The organism is uncultured Clostridium sp., from assembly GCF_963527835.1.
Lineage (GTDB): Bacteria > Bacillota > Clostridia > Clostridiales > Clostridiaceae > Clostridium.
Window position 1 is genome coordinate 1 of sequence record NZ_CAURTC010000032.1, and the last position, 18,046, is coordinate 18,046.

At 29.0% G+C, this 18,046-nt stretch carries 12 protein-coding genes; 8 read left to right on the top strand and 4 right to left on the bottom strand.

Annotated features, from left to right (window positions below):
• Nucleotides 1-416 precede the first annotated feature (416 nt).
• A complete protein-coding gene (locus tag RYM86_RS14000; protein ID WP_315081243.1) occupies nucleotides 417-2,237 on the top strand; it encodes an N-acetylmuramoyl-L-alanine amidase family protein in 1,821 nt (606 codons plus the stop codon).
• A 638-nt stretch (nucleotides 2,238-2,875) separates the two neighbouring features.
• Nucleotides 2,876-4,558 carry a cadherin-like beta sandwich domain-containing protein gene (locus tag RYM86_RS14005; protein WP_315081244.1) on the top strand — a complete coding sequence of 561 codons (1,683 nt, stop codon included), beginning with the start codon at nucleotides 2,876-2,878 and terminating at the stop codon, nucleotides 4,556-4,558.
• A gap of 303 nt (nucleotides 4,559-4,861) precedes the next feature.
• Here the strand turns inward: RYM86_RS14005 and RYM86_RS14010 are convergent, their stop codons facing one another.
• From RYM86_RS14010 to RYM86_RS14025, 4 genes are all read right to left on the bottom strand, one after another.
• Nucleotides 4,862-5,026 (bottom strand): YvrJ family protein, encoded by a 165-nt coding sequence (locus tag RYM86_RS14010; protein WP_315081245.1) that lies wholly within the window; start codon nucleotides 5,024-5,026, stop codon nucleotides 4,862-4,864.
• A 60-nt stretch (nucleotides 5,027-5,086) separates the two neighbouring features.
• On the bottom strand, nucleotides 5,087-5,650 hold the full coding sequence (locus RYM86_RS14015; RefSeq protein ID WP_315081246.1) for a sigma-70 family RNA polymerase sigma factor: 564 nt from the start codon (nucleotides 5,648-5,650) through the stop codon (nucleotides 5,087-5,089).
• Between the two features lie 415 nt (nucleotides 5,651-6,065).
• Nucleotides 6,066-6,284 carry a DUF2922 domain-containing protein gene (locus tag RYM86_RS14020; protein ID WP_315081247.1) on the bottom strand — a complete coding sequence of 73 codons (219 nt, stop codon included), beginning with the start codon at nucleotides 6,282-6,284 and terminating at the stop codon, nucleotides 6,066-6,068.
• A gap of 131 nt (nucleotides 6,285-6,415) precedes the next feature.
• Nucleotides 6,416-6,640: a DUF1659 domain-containing protein gene (locus RYM86_RS14025; protein WP_315081249.1), complete on the bottom strand. Its 225-nt coding sequence runs from the start codon at nucleotides 6,638-6,640 to the stop codon at nucleotides 6,416-6,418.
• A gap of 285 nt (nucleotides 6,641-6,925) precedes the next feature.
• Here RYM86_RS14025 and RYM86_RS14030 point away from each other — a divergent pair, with 285 nt between their 5' ends.
• The 6 genes from RYM86_RS14030 (at nucleotide 6,926) to RYM86_RS14055 (ending at nucleotide 18,016) form a co-directional block, all read left to right on the top strand.
• The gene (locus RYM86_RS14030; RefSeq protein WP_399547820.1) at nucleotides 6,926-9,160 is read left to right on the top strand and encodes a cadherin-like beta sandwich domain-containing protein; all 2,235 of its coding nucleotides are present in this window, start codon (nucleotides 6,926-6,928) and stop codon (nucleotides 9,158-9,160) included.
• A gap of 588 nt (nucleotides 9,161-9,748) precedes the next feature.
• Entirely contained in the window at nucleotides 9,749-11,566 is a 1,818-nt protein-coding gene (locus tag RYM86_RS14035; protein ID WP_315081252.1) for an N-acetylmuramoyl-L-alanine amidase family protein, read from the top strand.
• Nucleotides 11,567-11,767: 201 nt separating this feature from the next.
• A complete protein-coding gene (locus RYM86_RS14040; RefSeq protein ID WP_315081253.1) occupies nucleotides 11,768-13,480 on the top strand; it encodes a methyl-accepting chemotaxis protein in 1,713 nt (570 codons plus the stop codon).
• 291 nt (nucleotides 13,481-13,771) lie between these two features.
• On the top strand, nucleotides 13,772-15,259 hold the full coding sequence (locus tag RYM86_RS14045) for an N-acetylmuramoyl-L-alanine amidase family protein (RefSeq protein WP_315081254.1): 1,488 nt from the start codon (nucleotides 13,772-13,774) through the stop codon (nucleotides 15,257-15,259).
• Between the two features lie 281 nt (nucleotides 15,260-15,540).
• Complete coding sequence (locus tag RYM86_RS14050; RefSeq protein ID WP_315081255.1) at nucleotides 15,541-16,452, top strand: cadherin-like beta sandwich domain-containing protein; 912 nt, start codon at nucleotides 15,541-15,543, stop codon at nucleotides 16,450-16,452.
• A gap of 223 nt (nucleotides 16,453-16,675) precedes the next feature.
• The gene (locus tag RYM86_RS14055) at nucleotides 16,676-18,016 is read left to right on the top strand and encodes a cadherin-like beta sandwich domain-containing protein (protein ID WP_315081257.1); all 1,341 of its coding nucleotides are present in this window, start codon (nucleotides 16,676-16,678) and stop codon (nucleotides 18,014-18,016) included.
• The last annotated feature ends 30 nt before the right edge of the window (nucleotides 18,017-18,046 follow it).

Here is an 18,046-nt window from a genome sequence, read left to right on the forward strand (position 1 = left end):
TACGGTGGTGTGAGAGGACGCTAAATAAAATAATTATTTAGCTCCTACTCGATTACCCCTTGGGTCCATAAAATGGAAAAATAATAAATATTTTTAAATTTTAATTTATTTTCTCAAAAAAGGCCCTAAATTAGAAAATGCTATTGTATTGTATAACGAAAAGATTAATGGGATAATAATACACATATAGAAAAAAGATAGTATATATAGATAATTTTCTAATATGATAATTATATACCAAAAAATGAATTGACAGGAACAAGGTTTTTGGTATAATGATAAAAGTGGGTTTTTAACTATAAAAATCCAATTAAATTAAAAAGGTAATATATCATGGTATTTTATATCTAACTTTACATTAATATGTTGTGATGGTATAATTTATAATGATTTTAAAATTAGGAGGGAAAGAAATTATGTTTAACAGAGCAAACAAAATGACAGCTTTATTAGTAGCTGCCGCAGCAGTAGTTTCATTAGTTCCAGCTACTGGAGCTAATGCAGCAGACGTTAAGAGAATATCTTCAGAGGATGGAAAGGTTTATCATGCAGTAGCATTTAAAGATGGACAATTTTATCTTGATGGAGAAGTAAATGATAAAGATGAAGCTGCTTACTATTTAGCAAGCGGAAAATTCGATGAATTAAAAGATGTTGATTCAAATTCAGAAATTTCAATATATGGAGAAAAGTATGTAAATGTTGAAGATGGAGATTACTTTGTTGACTTAACAAATGGTAAAGTTAGTGATGAAGATCTTGCTGAAGATGATGCAGATGATGCAGCAGCAGCATTAAAGAAAAAGATAAAAGATAAAGCTGATGACAGATACGATGAAGATGATAAGGAACCAGCAGTAGAATTAATTGAAGAAGGAAATAAATTTGGAGAAAGCTGGTTTAAAGCTAAGTATAAAACTAGCAAATATACAAATAAATTAGACGCTGAGACTGAAGGTAAGGAATTAAATATTTATACTGATGTAAAAGGTAACTACATTGATGCTGATTATAATTTAGGATCTATTAAAGTTAAAGTTGCAGAAACAAAAGCAATAGACGGAAAAACTACTACATCTTCATCAGTAACTATAGAAAATACTGATAAAGAGTATAAGAATAATAAAAATGATGCTAAAGTTTCAGCTTCAGTAGTAGCAGGTCCAATATTAGGACAAGATTCTAAGTTCATCTATAGATTAGCTACAGTAACAGTTGAAGCTACACCTAAACAAGGAAATACCGCTGTTATAACAGAAATCAATGGAAAAGAAGAATTTAATGGACGTTCAGTAGATTTAAACGTAATTCAAAAAATATCTAAAGAACAAGCTTCTGATACAGTAGATGGAGCTAAATATGCTAAAACTGTTAATACTTATGTAATAAGTAATGATAAGGGTGACAAAGATAATAAAGATGTAGAAGCTTTTGATAAGTATTTAACTAATATTAAAGCTGGAGAAAAAAATGTTAAAGCGACTATAGCAAATGGAAAAATAGTTGTTTATAGAATTAATAGTAATGATGAAATAGATGCACAAACTGCAACATTAAAAACAAAATCAGGATGGTACTATACTGATTGTGAGTCAGAAACAACTGGTGAAGGTATTAAAATTAGTGAGGATGCTGACGATAAAGCTGCTGTAGATGTAGATGTTGATGGTAACCTTTGGAGATTAGACGGTGGATTTGTTTACAAATGGGATAACGAAGATGACTGGGATAAAGTTTACAAAGTAGACGGATCAATGGATCAACTTTCAGTTTACAACAAAGATAACATGGTTACTTGGAATGAAGATGATGAAGTTTATTCAGTAATCGGAGCTAAAGAAGAAAAAGAAGACGAAGACAAGACTGAAGAAGTTAAAGCTGGATGGAACCAAGCTGCTGATGGAACTTGGACATTCGTTAAAGCTGACAACACTAAAGCAACTGGTTGGTTCCAAGATGGAGCTAATTGGTACTTCTGTAATGCAGCTGGCGTTATGCAAACTGGATGGGTTAATGATAACGGAACTTGGTACTTCTGTAATGGTTCAGGCGCTATGATGACTGGATGGATGAACGACAATGGTACTTGGTACTACTTAGCAGGAAATGGTGCTATGCAAACTGGTTGGATCAATGACAATGGTACTTGGTACTTCACTGATGGATCAGGAAAAATGTTAGCTAACACAACTGTTAATGGTTATGTTTTAGGAGCTAATGGAGCTTGGGTTAAATAATTTAAGCTTTCAATATTAAAGGACTTCCTTTTGGAAGTCCTTTATTTTTATCGCTATATTTTAAGTGAGTGTTGATATTATAGTATAAATCTCATGGACAGAGGAATTTACTTTAACAACTCTAAAAATAAAGCTTAGTCCAATTAATGCATGCTCCAATCAAAGATTGTTGACAAGCAATTAATTGTACAAATCTTCATTAAGAGTTCTAAAAAGCAAATTCCAATGCCAGTTCGCCCTTATACGATAATATTAACACTATCTTAAAAACATAGCATTTTATTGATAGTATATTTTAGTAAAATGTTTATTTTGTATGAATTCTATTGGTAACTATAAGAGATAAAATAAAAATGATATATTTTAACATATGTTTATATATGCAATATGTGAAGCAACATTGCAATTGAGCTTTGAGAATACTTAATGAGTATTGTCACATTTACCGCTTGTCTTAATTTTACATTAGGAACAAGCTAAAATGGGACTATACTCATTTTTAGTATTCCTAAGTTCGTTTCATGTATGCATATATCAACACATTTAGAAAAACATAATAAAAAATTAAGGGGATATGTAATGCATTTTATAGCTTAAAATGGTAAAATAATAGTATATATGCAATAGGAGGAAGAATTATGAATAAAAGATTAAAAAGAATTATTGCAATTGCACTTACAATTAGTGCATTTTCAACAATACAACCAACAAAATATATGAACTTATTTACTACAGAAGCATATGCTGCAAGTAGCCATATAAGCAATTTGATATTAAATAAAACTGATACATCAAATGAACTTAAGTTGTATAGAGATGAAGAGTATGATACAAGTACAGAATTTAAAACTAGTAGAAGCGAATATTATGCTAAGACTTCGTTAAAAAGCGTTAATATAAGTTGTGATACAGATTCTAATTATGTAACTTATATCTTCACAGATAATAATAAGAAATCAAGTGCATTTGAATCAGATGAAGAAATAGAGCTTGGAAAAGGAACTACTACTTTATATGTAAGAACTTATAAAGAAGGACGTTTTGATAAAAATAATGTAAAGAATGATGTTTCAGATGAATATGAAATTCATGTAGAAAGAACTTCTTCAGGTTCTTCAAGCAATAGTAGTGTATATTTATCTAGTATTTCTTTAGACTATGGTAAAATATCTTTTTCTAAGACTAAGACAAGCTATGACGTAGATGTAAATTCATCAGTTGATGAAATAGAAATTAAAGCCAAACCATCAGATAAAGATTATACAGTAAGAATAGATGGTACAAAAGTAAAAGATAGCAATGGATACAAGGAAAGTGTAGATTTAAAAAAAGGTAAAAATGTTATTGAAATTGAAGTTACAGATGAAGATGATAATGAAAATATATATACATTAAATGTATATAGAGGTGGAAGAGATTCTTCAAGTTCAAATTCAAGCAATTCAGGTAAAGAGGATAATAAGCAAGATCCTGTATATTTGGATGATTTAATTTTAAATGATGGAGATGTTGAATTCGATTTTAATAAAAAAGTTACTTCATATGATATAAAAGTAGCATCTTCAATAGATTCAATTAAAATTGAAGCTGAACCAGATGATGATGATTACATTGTTAAAGTAAATAATAGTAAAGTAAGCTCTAAAAATCAAAAGACTGTTGATTTAACTTTAAACAAGAAAAATGTAATAGAAGTTAAAGTGACAAATGATGATAATGAACAAAGAATATATACTTTAAACATAACAAGAGGAACAGTGTCTTCATCAAATGATAATAATAGCAATAATAATCCAGGTACAGTAACACCAGGTGGAACTGTAACTCCAGGTGGTGGAAATAATAATAGTAATTCATCAAATAATAATGTAAGTGCTGCTAAGAATAAATGGGTTAAAACGTCAAATGGAAACTGGCAATATTATGATGAAAGTGGACTAGCTTTAAAGAACAAGTGGTTCAATGATACTAGTAAAAATAAGTGGTATTACCTTGATGATAATGGATATATGAAAACAAATTGGCTACAAAATAACAATAAATGGTATTACTTAAATTATGATGGTTCAATGGTAACTGGTTGGACTAAAATAAATGGATTCTGGTATTACTTAAATACTGATGGAACAATGTTAGTTGGTTGGTATAAAGTAGGAGATAACTGGTACTACTCAAATGCCGATGGAGCTATGAGAACAGGTTGGTTACAAGAAGGAAAGACAAAATACTATTTAAATACTGATGGAACAATGCAAAAAGGACAAAAGACAATAAATGAAGTGAATTATAACTTCGATGCTAGTGGGCAATTAGTAGAATAGAATATTATTAGGCTCTGTTTTAAATGCGTGTTGATATATGCAATAGGTAAAAGTGGCATTGTAATTGAACTTTTAGAACACTTAATGAGTATTGTCACATTTACTGCTTGTCTAAATTTTATATTTGGAGCAAGCTAAAATGGGACTATACTCATTTTAGTATTCTTAAGTTCAATTACCTGTCCAGCTTTACTTATGCATATATCAACACTCTGCTAAAACACAGCCTATTATTAAAATGTTTATATAAACACAAAATTATTTACAGGACCTAAAAAGCATAGGATGCATCCTATGCTTTTTTTACCCCTGGGGTAACCCAAGTTTTGTTGATACTATTGTATTTAATTTATTTATAGATAGATTAAGTTCATGTATTTGTTTTTCTAGTCTTATTAATAGATAACTGCTCACTGCCACAGGAAAGCCAACATTACCAATTAAATTAACTAATTCATTAATATCCATATAATTAATCTCCTTCATATATATATATTGTGTACGTTAGCATAATACACAATATTTATACTAATTTAAATATTGGCTCAGTTTATTGAGTGTTTTTTTCTTTTTACGCTGTAAGGTAGTGTATGGAATTTTAGTTATTTCTGAATATCTTATTAAAGGATTATTTTGTATTAGTATAAAGTCTATTAAATCTTTTTCATCATCATCTAACTTACTTAAAGCTAATTTTAAGTTATTTATTTCATCATTTTTATATAAAATTTCATCTGGAGTTGGTTCATTAGAACGTAATACATATTCTAGATTGTCACTTAGAGTTAAAGCGTCAGATCCTTCAGCACTACTTCTTTTTTTATTTTTATTTGATAAGTCATTTATTTCGTTTTTAATAGCATTTGTGGCATATGCAACAAATCTATGTCTAGATTGTGTATAATAAGAAATGCATTTAAAAAGAATAGCATAACATTCATTTTTTATATCATAAAAATCATAACCATCTGTAAAAGTTTTCTTAGAAATGTTTAATATCATAGGCTTGAATTCCTCTGCTAGTTTTTCTTTGGCTTCATAATCACCTAATTTCGCTAAATAAACTAGTTCTTCTATGTGCTTATAGTCCATTTTCCCCTATCCCCTTTCAAAATTGATTATTACTTACATTTAATATGGTTTTAATTTTGTAATATAAGTAATAAATTGTCTGTTTACATAATATATATGTTTTGACTTGTAAAAAAACCAATAAAAGTAAAATATTTAGAGAAAAATTATATTATTTATAGATAATTAACATAATCTTAAACAATCAGCACGATTATTAACAGTAATTGAATAAAATGATTATATTTTAGGGTAATGTTGATATGTGCATTAGCAAATTTGACGGAATAAGTAAGCCTTAACTAAAATATATAAAATAAATAAGCTGTGCCTTTAATGACACAGCTTATTTTAGTTACTATTTAATTTTATATTGTAAGGCAAAATGTGTAGGTGTTTTTTTATATATAATATTTGATATATTGTTAATTAAATTTTATTTAACTGTATACTTTTTAACTTCCTTTTGAGTTAATTGGGCATTTTCAATACTAACAAAAGATCCTTTGCTTGTTAAAAAGAAGTTTTTATCAATTATTAACTGCATTAAAGCTTTTACACTCTCATCAGTTAAATCATTTTTAACATTAGTTATATTTATATTTGTTTTAGAACCAGTAGAATTTATAAAAGTCATTGATAAAATATATTCCATTTTAATTCCTCCTAAAGATTATTAATTTTAATATTTTCTACAATAAATTACATAGATATTTAAAAAGTATTGTATTGTAATTTATTATATTTTCATGCGTGGCAATAAAGTAAGGTTTTTTAGTTTGAGTTTTATTCATTCATTAATTTTGATGAATCATTTATGATATAGTTTCTACAATCAGCATCAAGTACTTTTTCTATTGCACTAGCAACTTCAAAGTAATCGTCAGCACCTATTGATGGATTAACATTTGAAAATGTCTTTTTTGTATAGATTGGATCACCTAATTTATCAACCCCCTTTTGTACTTCAATACCAAGTGAACAACCTGTTACTAATTTTGTTATAGCCATGAAAGCATTCCTCCTTATATTTTTTTAAAACCTAGCATTTGATTTGATTTACACAAAAGATATATGTTGGTGTGATAAAAATAACCGATTATTTGTAAAAAAAATTAATTATTAAGTAATAATTGGATTTTTGTGTTTAAAAAAATGGCTATAATTGTTATAATTGCTTATGTAAAGTTTATATAGGCTTAAACGATAATTAATGTAGGATAAAAGCTTAATTTACTAAGAAAAAGGGAGGAGGAAATTGCTAAAGTTAATGTTCATTTAGCAATAAAATAAATGATGAAAATTAATTTTAAAAGAGTTATTTCACAATTGTTAATATTGACAGTTATGATAACAGGAATTCAACTTGGTAATATTAAATCTGCAAGTGCAGTGGAATTGAATTTAGGATTTGTTGTAGAAGCGGGTGGAGCTAATTTAGATGTTAATAAGAGTTCTTCAAATGCTTATTATACAGATGAAATTGATATGTCAGTATCAACTATTAATATAAAATCAAGTGATACGTCATATTACAAATTAGAAGGGGTCACCTCTAGTTCAAGTGGTGTAAAAATTGCAAGTTCAACAACTAATGGGGTTACAAGCTATAAAATAGCTGTAACTAAATATAATGATTTTAATGCTACTATTAAAGTAAAAGATTTAGGGACTCAGGAAGTTAAATCTTATAATGTTACTTTTAAATTTAAAGAAGAAAATGCTGATACTTTTAAATTTAACAAAATCATGATAGTTGCATCTGGTAGTGGCGGATCAATGACTCTTGATTTAGACTATAATTCTGATGGTGATGATTACTATATCTCGGGCTTAGGTGATGATGTAGATACAGCTAAAGTTAGTATTGTAGATGAAAATGGTAAGGCCATAACTTCAGGTGTTAAAATTACTATGGATGGTAAGACAGGTACATTTAAGTTGTTAGGTGGAGAAAATGAAATACTTATTAGTAGAACAGTTAATGGACGTACTAAGACATTTAAACTTGTAATTGCTAAAAAAGGCAGTGCTAAATTAAAGTCTTTAACAGGTGTAACATTATCACCTACATTTAATCCAGAAACTACAGATTATACAGCTACTGTTCCAACAGCAACAGATAAGGTTATATTAAAACCAACAGCAGCAGATAATTCATCTACTATAAGAATAAATGGTGTTCTTGTAACTAGTGGAGCTAATAGTCAACCTATATCATTAAAAGAAGGAAAGAATGATATAACTATTAGAGTAACTACAAAAGATGGAGAAGTTGGAGTTTATAATTTAGAGGTTACTAGAACTGAAGCACCAAGAAGTTCTTACTTAAAATCTTTAAAAATAAATTCAGCATCGCTTTCACCATCATTTAATAAACAAACCTTTGATTACACAGCTACGGTTGAAAATAAAGTAACTGCTGTAACTGTTACTCCAGCAGCTGAATATGCCACATCAACTATTAAAGTTAATGGCAAAACTGTTGTAAGTGGAGGAACTACAGGTTATATTAGTTTGGATGAAGGCTCTAACGAAATAGAAATAAAAGTTACTGATGCTAAAGGTGATACTAGTACTTATGATATAGTTATTACAAGAAGATATGGAAAAGATAATGTGAAACTTTCAAATCTTAAGAGTACAGAAGGAACTTTATCACCAAAATTTGATCCAGAAACATATCTTTATACTGTAAAAGTGGACAGGGCTGTAGGAAGAACTAAAATTGTATTTAAAGCTCAAAATGATAAAGCAACTATAAAGGTAAATGGCAAGGAATATGCAAGTGCACAAGAATCTGATTATATTGATTTAAAGATAGGTGCAAATCTTATTAACATTGAAGTTGTAGCAGAAGATAAGAAAACTACTACTTTATATAGAGTTAGTGTAATTAGAGATAGAATTGAAGCTGTTAATGAATGGGTATTATCAGGTGATGATTGGACATTCTATGATGCACTAGGTAACCAAGCTAAAAATAGATGGGTTAAATATGATAATCAATGGTATTTTGTAAATATCAATGGATATATGGAGAAAAACGGCTGGTTTAATGAAAGTGGTGAGTGGTACTATCTAAATGGAGACGGTACAATGAAAACTGCTTGGTTCAAAGATAATGGATATTGGTACTATCTTCAAGGTGATGGTAAAATGAAGAATTCTGGCTGGGGATATTATGATAAAGAGTGGTACATGTTTGGACCTAATGGAATGTTAGAAACAGGTTGGAAACAACATAAAGGCAACTGGTATTTCTTATTAGACAACGGTACTATGAGAAGAGGCTGGCAATATTATGATTTAAATTGGTACTATTTAAATGATGATGGAACAATGAAAAAAGGCTGGCTATATGATGGAAAGAATTATTACTATTTAAATAATAGCGGTGTAATGAAGACAGGCTGGCAAAGAATAAATAGTAAAGATTATTACTTTGATTCATCAGGAAAAATGAAAACAGGATTCATCTTCTTAGATGGTAAGTGGTATAACTTAGGACAAGATGGTTCATTAAATTAATTTGGACTAGTTGGTCACTGTCACCAAAAAAAATGCTATGAGCTTTGCTTATGGCATTTTTTTTGCGCAAAAATTGTAATAGTAACAATTGATAAAATTATGAAATTAGATGAATAAACTAGTGACAATCGCTAATATGAGAAAGTGACTGTCAATTTACTCTGAAATAACCAAGCTGGTGACAGGAACCATGTTATATTGGTGACTGTCACCATACTAAGAGCTATATGTAATTATAGGAATAAGAAGAATAAAAATGAAAAAATACAAGGTTTTAGTCTCATTAAAATGAATATATATAAAATTTTGTAAGAAAAAATGGTTTTTGTAATATACAATAGTTTTAAATTCTTTTCAAGGAAATATAATCTAGTAATAAATAAAACAAAAACTATTTCCAAGCAAGTCGAAAAATGTTAAAATAAATCCATGGCGAGTGAGGTATAAAAAACAAATGTATAAATGACTTGAATAACTTATGTAATATTTATGAGCGTTTTTTATACAGCAAAGCCGTGCTTACAAAAGATAAAGCTTTTATAAAGTTTAAGTATTACAAAGGATAAAAGAACAAGGAGAGAAATGAATATGATAAAAAGAATGAACAAATTAACAGCTCTTTTAGTTGCTGCAACTGCTGTAGCTTCAATAGTTCCAACAGGGGTTAGCGCTGCTGACTACCAAAGAATAGAATCAAAAGATGGTACAATTTATAATGCAGTAGCATTTAAAGATGGAAAATTCTTTGTTGATGGTAATGTTAAAGATGGAGATACTGATGCTGCTTACTACTTAAATGATGGAAAGTATTCAGAATTAGATAACATTGACACTGGAGTAGATGTTGATGGAATATATGCTGATAAATATCTTTCAGTTGATGGTGGAGATTACTACATCAATTTAGAAACTGGTAAAGTTATAGATGAAGATTTAGCAGAAAACAATTTAGACGATTTAGCAGTATCTTTAAGAAAACAAATTAAGGATAAAGCTGATGACAGATATACAACTGAACATGGTGATTTAAAATCAGTTGAAGATTTCACTTTGCTTGAAGGTGCAAAATTCACTGATGCTTGGTATGGCGTTAACTATGATGGAAACAATGTTTACACAGACATTAAAGGAAATTATATAGATGCTGACTACAACTTAGGAAAAATTAAAGTTGAAGTTACAACTGGATCAAGTACAAAATCAGTTACTTTAAACAATACTGAAGATACTGAAAAATCAATTACAGATGGACAAAAAGTATCTGCTAAAATTACTGACGCAGAAGTAATTGGACAAGACTCTAACAACATCTACAGAACAGCAACTATAGAAATAAGTGCTGGAACTGATACAGTAGCAAAAATCAATAATGTTGATGTAACTGCAGAAGATGGTAAAGTAGAATTCAAAGTTATCCAAAAAATATCAAAAGCTCAAGCTTCTGATACTATAGATGGAGCTAAATATGCTAAAACAGTATCTAACTATGCTGTAACAGATGAAAAAGGTGCTGATGCAACTACAGAATTAGCTGATATGTCATTCAACGTTGTTGGTGGAAAATTAGTAGCTTACAAAACAACTGAAACTAATGGAAAAGTAACTGTTGAAGCTAAAACTGTTAAATTCTCTACTGAAAGAGGATATACTTACACTGAAATCAAAGACGTAAAAGATAAAGAAGAAGGAACAGCTTTTGATATCGACGTTGATGGTAACATGTGGTTATTAGATGGTGGATTTGTTTATAAATTTGATAATGTTGATGAATGGACTAAAGTTTACAAAGTAGACGGATCAATGAATCAAATGTCAGTTTACAACAAAGGCAACATGGTTGTTTGGAATGAAAAAGATGAAGTTTACTCAATAGTTGGAAACAAAGAAGACTCAGGTGAAACTGAAGATTCTCAAGGATGGGTACAAGCTGAAGATGGAAGCTGGACATTCGTAAAAGAAGACGGAACTAAAGCTATCGGTTGGATTAATGATAATGGAACTTGGTTCTACACTAATGCATCAGGAGCTATGTTAACTGGATGGCAAAACGTTAATGGTACTTGGTACTTCTTAAATCCAATTTCAGATGGAAGTAGAGGAGCTATGAAAACTGGTTGGATCAATGATAACGGAACTTGGTACTATACTAATGCATCAGGAGCAATGCAAACTGGATGGCAAAATGTTAATGGTACTTGGTACTTTATGCAAGGATCAGGAGCTATGAAGACTGGTTGGTTAAATGACAACGGAACTTGGTATTATTTAAATGCATCAGGATCAATGCAAACTGGTTGGTTAAATGATAACGGAACTTGGTACTACTTAGATGGTTCAGGAAAAATGCTTTCAAGCACAACTGTTAATGGTTATGTTTTAGGAGCTAACGGAGCTTGGATCAGATAATTATCAAATAGATAATTATTTTAAATAAAAAGGATGGGTTTATCTCATCCTTTTTTTTGTGTAAAAATAGTTACTGAATTAAGGTGTTAATATCTATATAAAGAATTTAAAGTTTTTTACGAAATAGATAGTGATTAAATAATTAATTTTTATATATAATATAGAAATTAATAAAAGACAAAATTAGAGAGGAAGAGTGAAATGGACTTTTATAAAAATTTAAAAGTAAAAACTAAATTAATAGGATCATTTTTATTTATGGCAATGATTGTAATATTAATTGGTAGCGTTGGAAGAGAAGCATTAATAAACATAAATAATAATGTAAAGGAAATATATAATGTAAATTTACAAGCTATGCAAAAAATCTTATCGATAAAAGCAAATTTAGAAACAATAAATGGGAAAATATTGCTTGAAATGCACGAAGATCATGAAAATATGTTTGAAAATGCTAAAATAGAAATAACTCAAAAAGTTAAAGAAAATACTACATACATAAAAGAATATGAAGAATTAAATATTTCAGATAAAGAAAGACAAGCATTTAATAATTTTAAACAATATTTAGAAAAATATAGGATAGAGAGAGAAAGTCTGGTTAGTTATATTTATGAGGGTAACTTTGAAGGTGCTGAAAAAAAATATTTAGACATACAACCTATACAACAGGAAATGACTAAAAGTCTTAATGAACTTGTAGAGATAAATCAGAATATCGCTAAAACAGCTAATGAGAATAATAAAGATACTTTTATTAAAGCTAAATTATTTATTGATGTTATAATTATAATATCAATTTTAATTGCAATTACACTTGCATTAAGTTCATCACTTATTATATCTAAGTTATTAAACAAAATGATAAATTTTGCAGAAAAGTTAGCTCTATATGATTTTTCAACACCACTTGATATTGGAACAACTAATGAATTTGGAAAAGCTGCTAATGCTTTAAATAAAATGCAAGAAAATATAAGAGAATTAGTGAAAAATATAATGGATGATTCTCAAGATATAAGTTCAGCTAGTGAAGAACTTTCAGCTACAGTTGAGGAGTTATCAGCAAATGCAATGCATATAAATGAAGCTGTAAATGAGATTGCAAATGGAATGCATGAAACGAGTGCAACATCACAAGAAGTGACTTCAGCTATAGAAGAAGTAGATTTAAGTATTACTCAGCTTTCTTCTAAAGCAGTACAAGGAAGTAATAATGCTAATAAATTTAAGGAAAAAGCTTTAGTAGTTCAAAATAATAGTAAAATAGCTATTGAAAATACTGAAAAGTTATACAGTGAAAAAGAAAAGAGAATGATGAGAGCTATTGAAGATGGTAAAGTAGTTGATAATATAAGAGATATGGCAGATACAATATCTAATATAGCAAGTCAAACTAATTTACTTGCATTAAATGCAGCAATAGAAGCAGCTAGAGCTGGAGAAGCTGGAAAAGGTTTTGCAGTTGTTGCAGAAGAAGTTAGAAAGCTTGCAGAACAATCATCATTAGCAGTAACTGGGATACAAGATACAATTATTGAAGTTAATAAAGCATTTAAAATAAGTATTAATACTGGCACAGATATACTTAAATTCATTCATGATGATATACAAGAACAATTTGATGCATATGGTGAAGCAGGACATCAATATTATAATGATTCTGATTTCGTAAGTAAAATGTCAGAAGAAATTTCATCTATGTCACAAAATGTAGCTTCTACAATAGGAGATGTGAGTAAGGCAATTCAAAACATGGACACAATAGCTCAAAACTCAAATGAAAGAGTGGACTTAATTAAAGAAAGTGTTAATGAGAGCACAAGAGCTACAAATGAGATAGCATTGGCTGCACAAGGTCAAGCAGAATTAGCTCAAAAACTTACTGAAATGGTACAAAAATTTAAGATTTAATATTGGAAAAAATTACACCTCAGTGTAAGTCGACGAGTCGACGTTTACCCTTTGGATGTAATTTTTTTTCATAATGAACATTGGTCAATTTTATATTTAAACTCATCAGTATAAGTGGTATAATATTTTATATTAATACTATTGTGGAGTTGTTTCCTATATTTTAACATTATTATGTAAAATATAAGTAAATACAATAGAGTATATAATTATTAGTGTTATATACAGTACATAAATTAGAAATTATTATAATAAATTTTTTAATTGTAACATTATCAAGGGGGAAGAACGATGATAAAAAGAATTAAGAAAATAATGGCATTAGTGCTTGTTGCAACTTCTGTAGTAGCTATAGCACCTAAAGATGTATTTAAAGGAAATGTTACTGCTTATGCAGCTACAACAAAAGAAGGGATGCCTACAGAACAAGAAATAATAGGTGCATTACAAGAGGAGCTAAAAAAAGAGTATTTAGGATGTTTAGCAGTTAAAGTAATTCCAGAACCAGTAAAAACTTTAAATATAACATTAACTACTAGTGAAGCAACTAAAATAGCAACTCCAATTGCTGAAAAGAAGGCAAAACAAATAATTGAAGCAAAAGGATTGCATGACGGTGATCCTGGATATGATGATGCAGTTAAAGCTACAACTAAGGTAATACTTACACAACTTGTACCAGTATTACAAACAACATGTAAAAATATTCCGATATATAAATATGCTGCAATAGGAACTGATGGACAAACAGTTATTGGCAAGGGATTTGTTGTTGGAGGAGGCGTAGAAGCATTATTACTTCAAACAGGAAAATCGCCTATATATGTAGATGCAACTAATTTAGATAGTACTATTGTAAATGAATTAATAGATAAGATTAAAGGTGTAATAGGAAATATTAGTGGTACTATTACTGACGCTTTAGATGATATAGCTGATTCTGTGGATAAAATTTCAAATTCTATAACTGATTTATTTGATGATCTAGATGATAGTACTGATGACTTCTTTGATAAAATAAACAAAGATGAAGGCTGGGACAAACATGATGGATATGTTTATTACTATGATGAAGATGGCATTAAATATAGAGGTGTTCATGAAATAGACGGTAAAAATTATTATTTTAATAGAGTTGATGGAGCTATGGAAACAGGCTGGCAAATTGTTGACGGAAAGAGATGCTATTTCTCACCTAAAAAAGGTTATAAGCTTTATAGTCAATGGATAAAAGATGGAGATAAAATATATTGTCTTGATGAAAAAGGTGAAGTTAGAAAATCACAGTGGGCTCAAGATGGAGCAAATTCATGTTACTTAAAAGCTGATGGAACAGTAGCTAAAGGATGGTATTCTGTAAATAGAGATGAGAGATATTACTTTAATGAAATTACTGGATATATAGAAACATCAAAGTGGATATATGATGATCAAGAATGGTACTATTTAAAAGATAGTGGAGTAGCAGCAACCGATTGGGAATGTATTAATGGAAAATGGTATTGCTTTAAATCAACTGGTAAAATGTATTCAGGTTGGTTTAGAAATGAAGGTAGTTGGTATTATTCAGATTCTGCTGGAGCAATGCAAACAGGATGGGTATATCATAAAAATAAATGGTTATATTTAGATGATAGTGGAAAAATGAAGAAGAATGAATGGTTATCAGTAGATGGAAAATGGTATTACTTTAATTTAAATGGAGAAATGATTACTAGTTCAAGATATATAGATGGAACAAAATATCACTTTAATTCAGATGGAAGTTTACAATTATAATATTTACCATTTTGTGGCAGTTACTATATGTTGTGACTGTCACTTTTTTATATTTGGATAAATGGTGACAATAACTTTTATGTTTTAAATCTGAATGAACGGTGAAATAATACAATATATTTATAGGGATTAAAGCAAGTTTATTAGTATGAGAATTTTCTAAAATGATAATTCTATTTTTAATTATGAATTTATAACTATTTATTGTATAATGTATTAATATATAAGATTATTATGGGAAATAAACTAAGTATATACATTATAAGAGAGGGCGATAAAATATGAATAAAAAAATAAAAAGAATTATTGCAATAACACTTGTTATTGGAGCATTTTCTTCGGTATTACCGGCAAATTATAAAATTTTTAATAATGAAAAGGTGTATGCATCTACAAAAGATGATTATTTACTTAAAAAATTAGGTGTATTTGAAGCTAAAAGTGGAGATGAAGTGGATTTACTAGATAGTGAATGGAAAAAGACTAATTTTAATAAAAAATCTAAGGAAAATTATTGTGTTAAGGTAGATAGTAATATTGATTCCATTAGAATAGATACATCTACTGATGCAGCAGATTATGCAATATACAAGAATGATGGAAAAAAGAACTATAAAGGAAAAGATATTTTATTATCTGATGGAATTACAAAAATTTATATAAAAACTTATGATTCAAAATCTGATGCAGATGATGATAAGAATGTAAAAAAAGAATATAAATTAACAGTTAAGAAATCATTAGATGATAATAAAAATTCATCAGATAAGATTAATGATGATTCATTATTGAATTTAGAAGAATCTAAAGATGATGAGGTTAAAAATCAAAATAATTCATTAAGCAAATTTGATAATAAAGTTTCAAATGATACTAAGAAAAATCAATGGGTACTTGTAAATGGGTTATGGCAATATAATAATTATATGGGGAATCCAATTAGAGAGGAATGGTACCATGATACATTTAATGATAAGTGGTATTTTTTAGATACGTATGGAAATATGGTTACAGGATGGCTAAATAAAGGAGATCAATGGTATTATTTTGAGTCAAACGGAGAAATGGTTACTGGCTGGAGAAGTATTAATGGACAATGGTATTATTTTAATTTGTTAGGGAAAATGATGAATGAAAGAGTATTGGATGATGGAAAGTGGTATTACTTTGAGTCTTCTGGTGAATTAATTTAATATTGGATGATGCTTACATACTGTTGACAGGCACTTTTTGAAATAGTGACAGTTACTTTTGTGAATGGGTGAGACTGTAATGCGTTGGATTTACAGGTGTTAGATGAAGCTTAATTGAAACTGGTGACAGTCACTAACAGGTAAATGGTGACTGTCACCACTTTTTTTGGTATAATAGTTCAAAAGGATAATTATGGAAAAGATTATTGAGGGGGATTGAATTATGAATAAAAGATTAAAACATATAATCGCAGCTACTCTTGTAGTAAGTGCATTTACAACTATTGTTCCAGCAAAATATATTAATTTAGGAGTGGCAAATGCTTATGCATCAAGTAGTATAAGTAAAGATGAATTTGATGATCTTGTTGTATGCAAAGGTTCAAGTTCAAAGGAGTTACAACTGTATAGTTCTTCAAGTTGTAAGGATTCTGATGAAGTTGATTTTAAGTTTAATACAAAGACATATTATGTTAAGATTTCAGGTAGTACAAATTCTGTGACTATTGATGCGGATGTCGATGGAGATTATGAGGCATATGTATTTAAAGGAAATAAGGATAAGGCATATGACCTTGGAGAAGAAATTAAAGTTGGTTCAGGAACAACTACTCTTTATGTAAGAATATATGAAGATGGAGAATTTGATGAGGATGATGTTGAAGAAGATGTAGCAAGAACTTATAAGATATATGTAAAAAATAGATCTAGTTCTGATGATGAGGATAGTAAGTCTGATAATATTTATTTAAAGGATATAACTTTAAGTGATGGCGACATAAATTTTAGTGAGAAAAAGACTTCTTATGATATAAATGTGGCTGAATCAGTAGAGTCTATTAAAATTAAGGCTATCCCAGAAGATGATGATTACACAGTTGAAATTGATGGTGACACAGTTGACGATGGTGATAAGTATAAAAAAGAAGTAGATCTTAAAAAAGGAAAAAACACTATTAAGATAAATATAGTAGATGACGATGATAATAAGAGAACCTATACTTTAAATATTACTAGAGGGGTAACATCTACTTCTGGTAATCAATCAACAAGCAACAATACAAATAATAATAATCAGGATTCTAATACAGTTAAACCTAGTACACCATCAGATACTAATAAGAAATGTGATCAATGGGTAAATAATAGTGGAAAATGGCAATATAATGACTCAAATGGAAATGTTCTTAAGAATAGATGGCATAGTGATAAATCTTCAGGAAAATGGTATTACTTAGATCAAAATGGATATATGAAAACAGGTTGGTTAAAAGATGGAGAGCTATGGTATTATTTAGATGATGATGGTTCTATGAAAATAGGGTGGTTGCTTTCTGGAAGTGACTGGTACTATTTAAATAGCAATGGATCAATGCATACAGGGTGGTTACAAAGTGGATCAAATTGGTACTTTATCAATAGAAATACGGGTGTAATGAAGAGCAATGGTTGGATTGTAGACAATGGAAAGTATTATTATTTTAGTTCATCAGGAATGATGTTATCTAATGTTACAATAAATGGGTATATATTAGGAAAAGATGGTGCTTGGATAGGAAGATAATAAAAAAGTACCCAAAATTTGTTTTTAAAT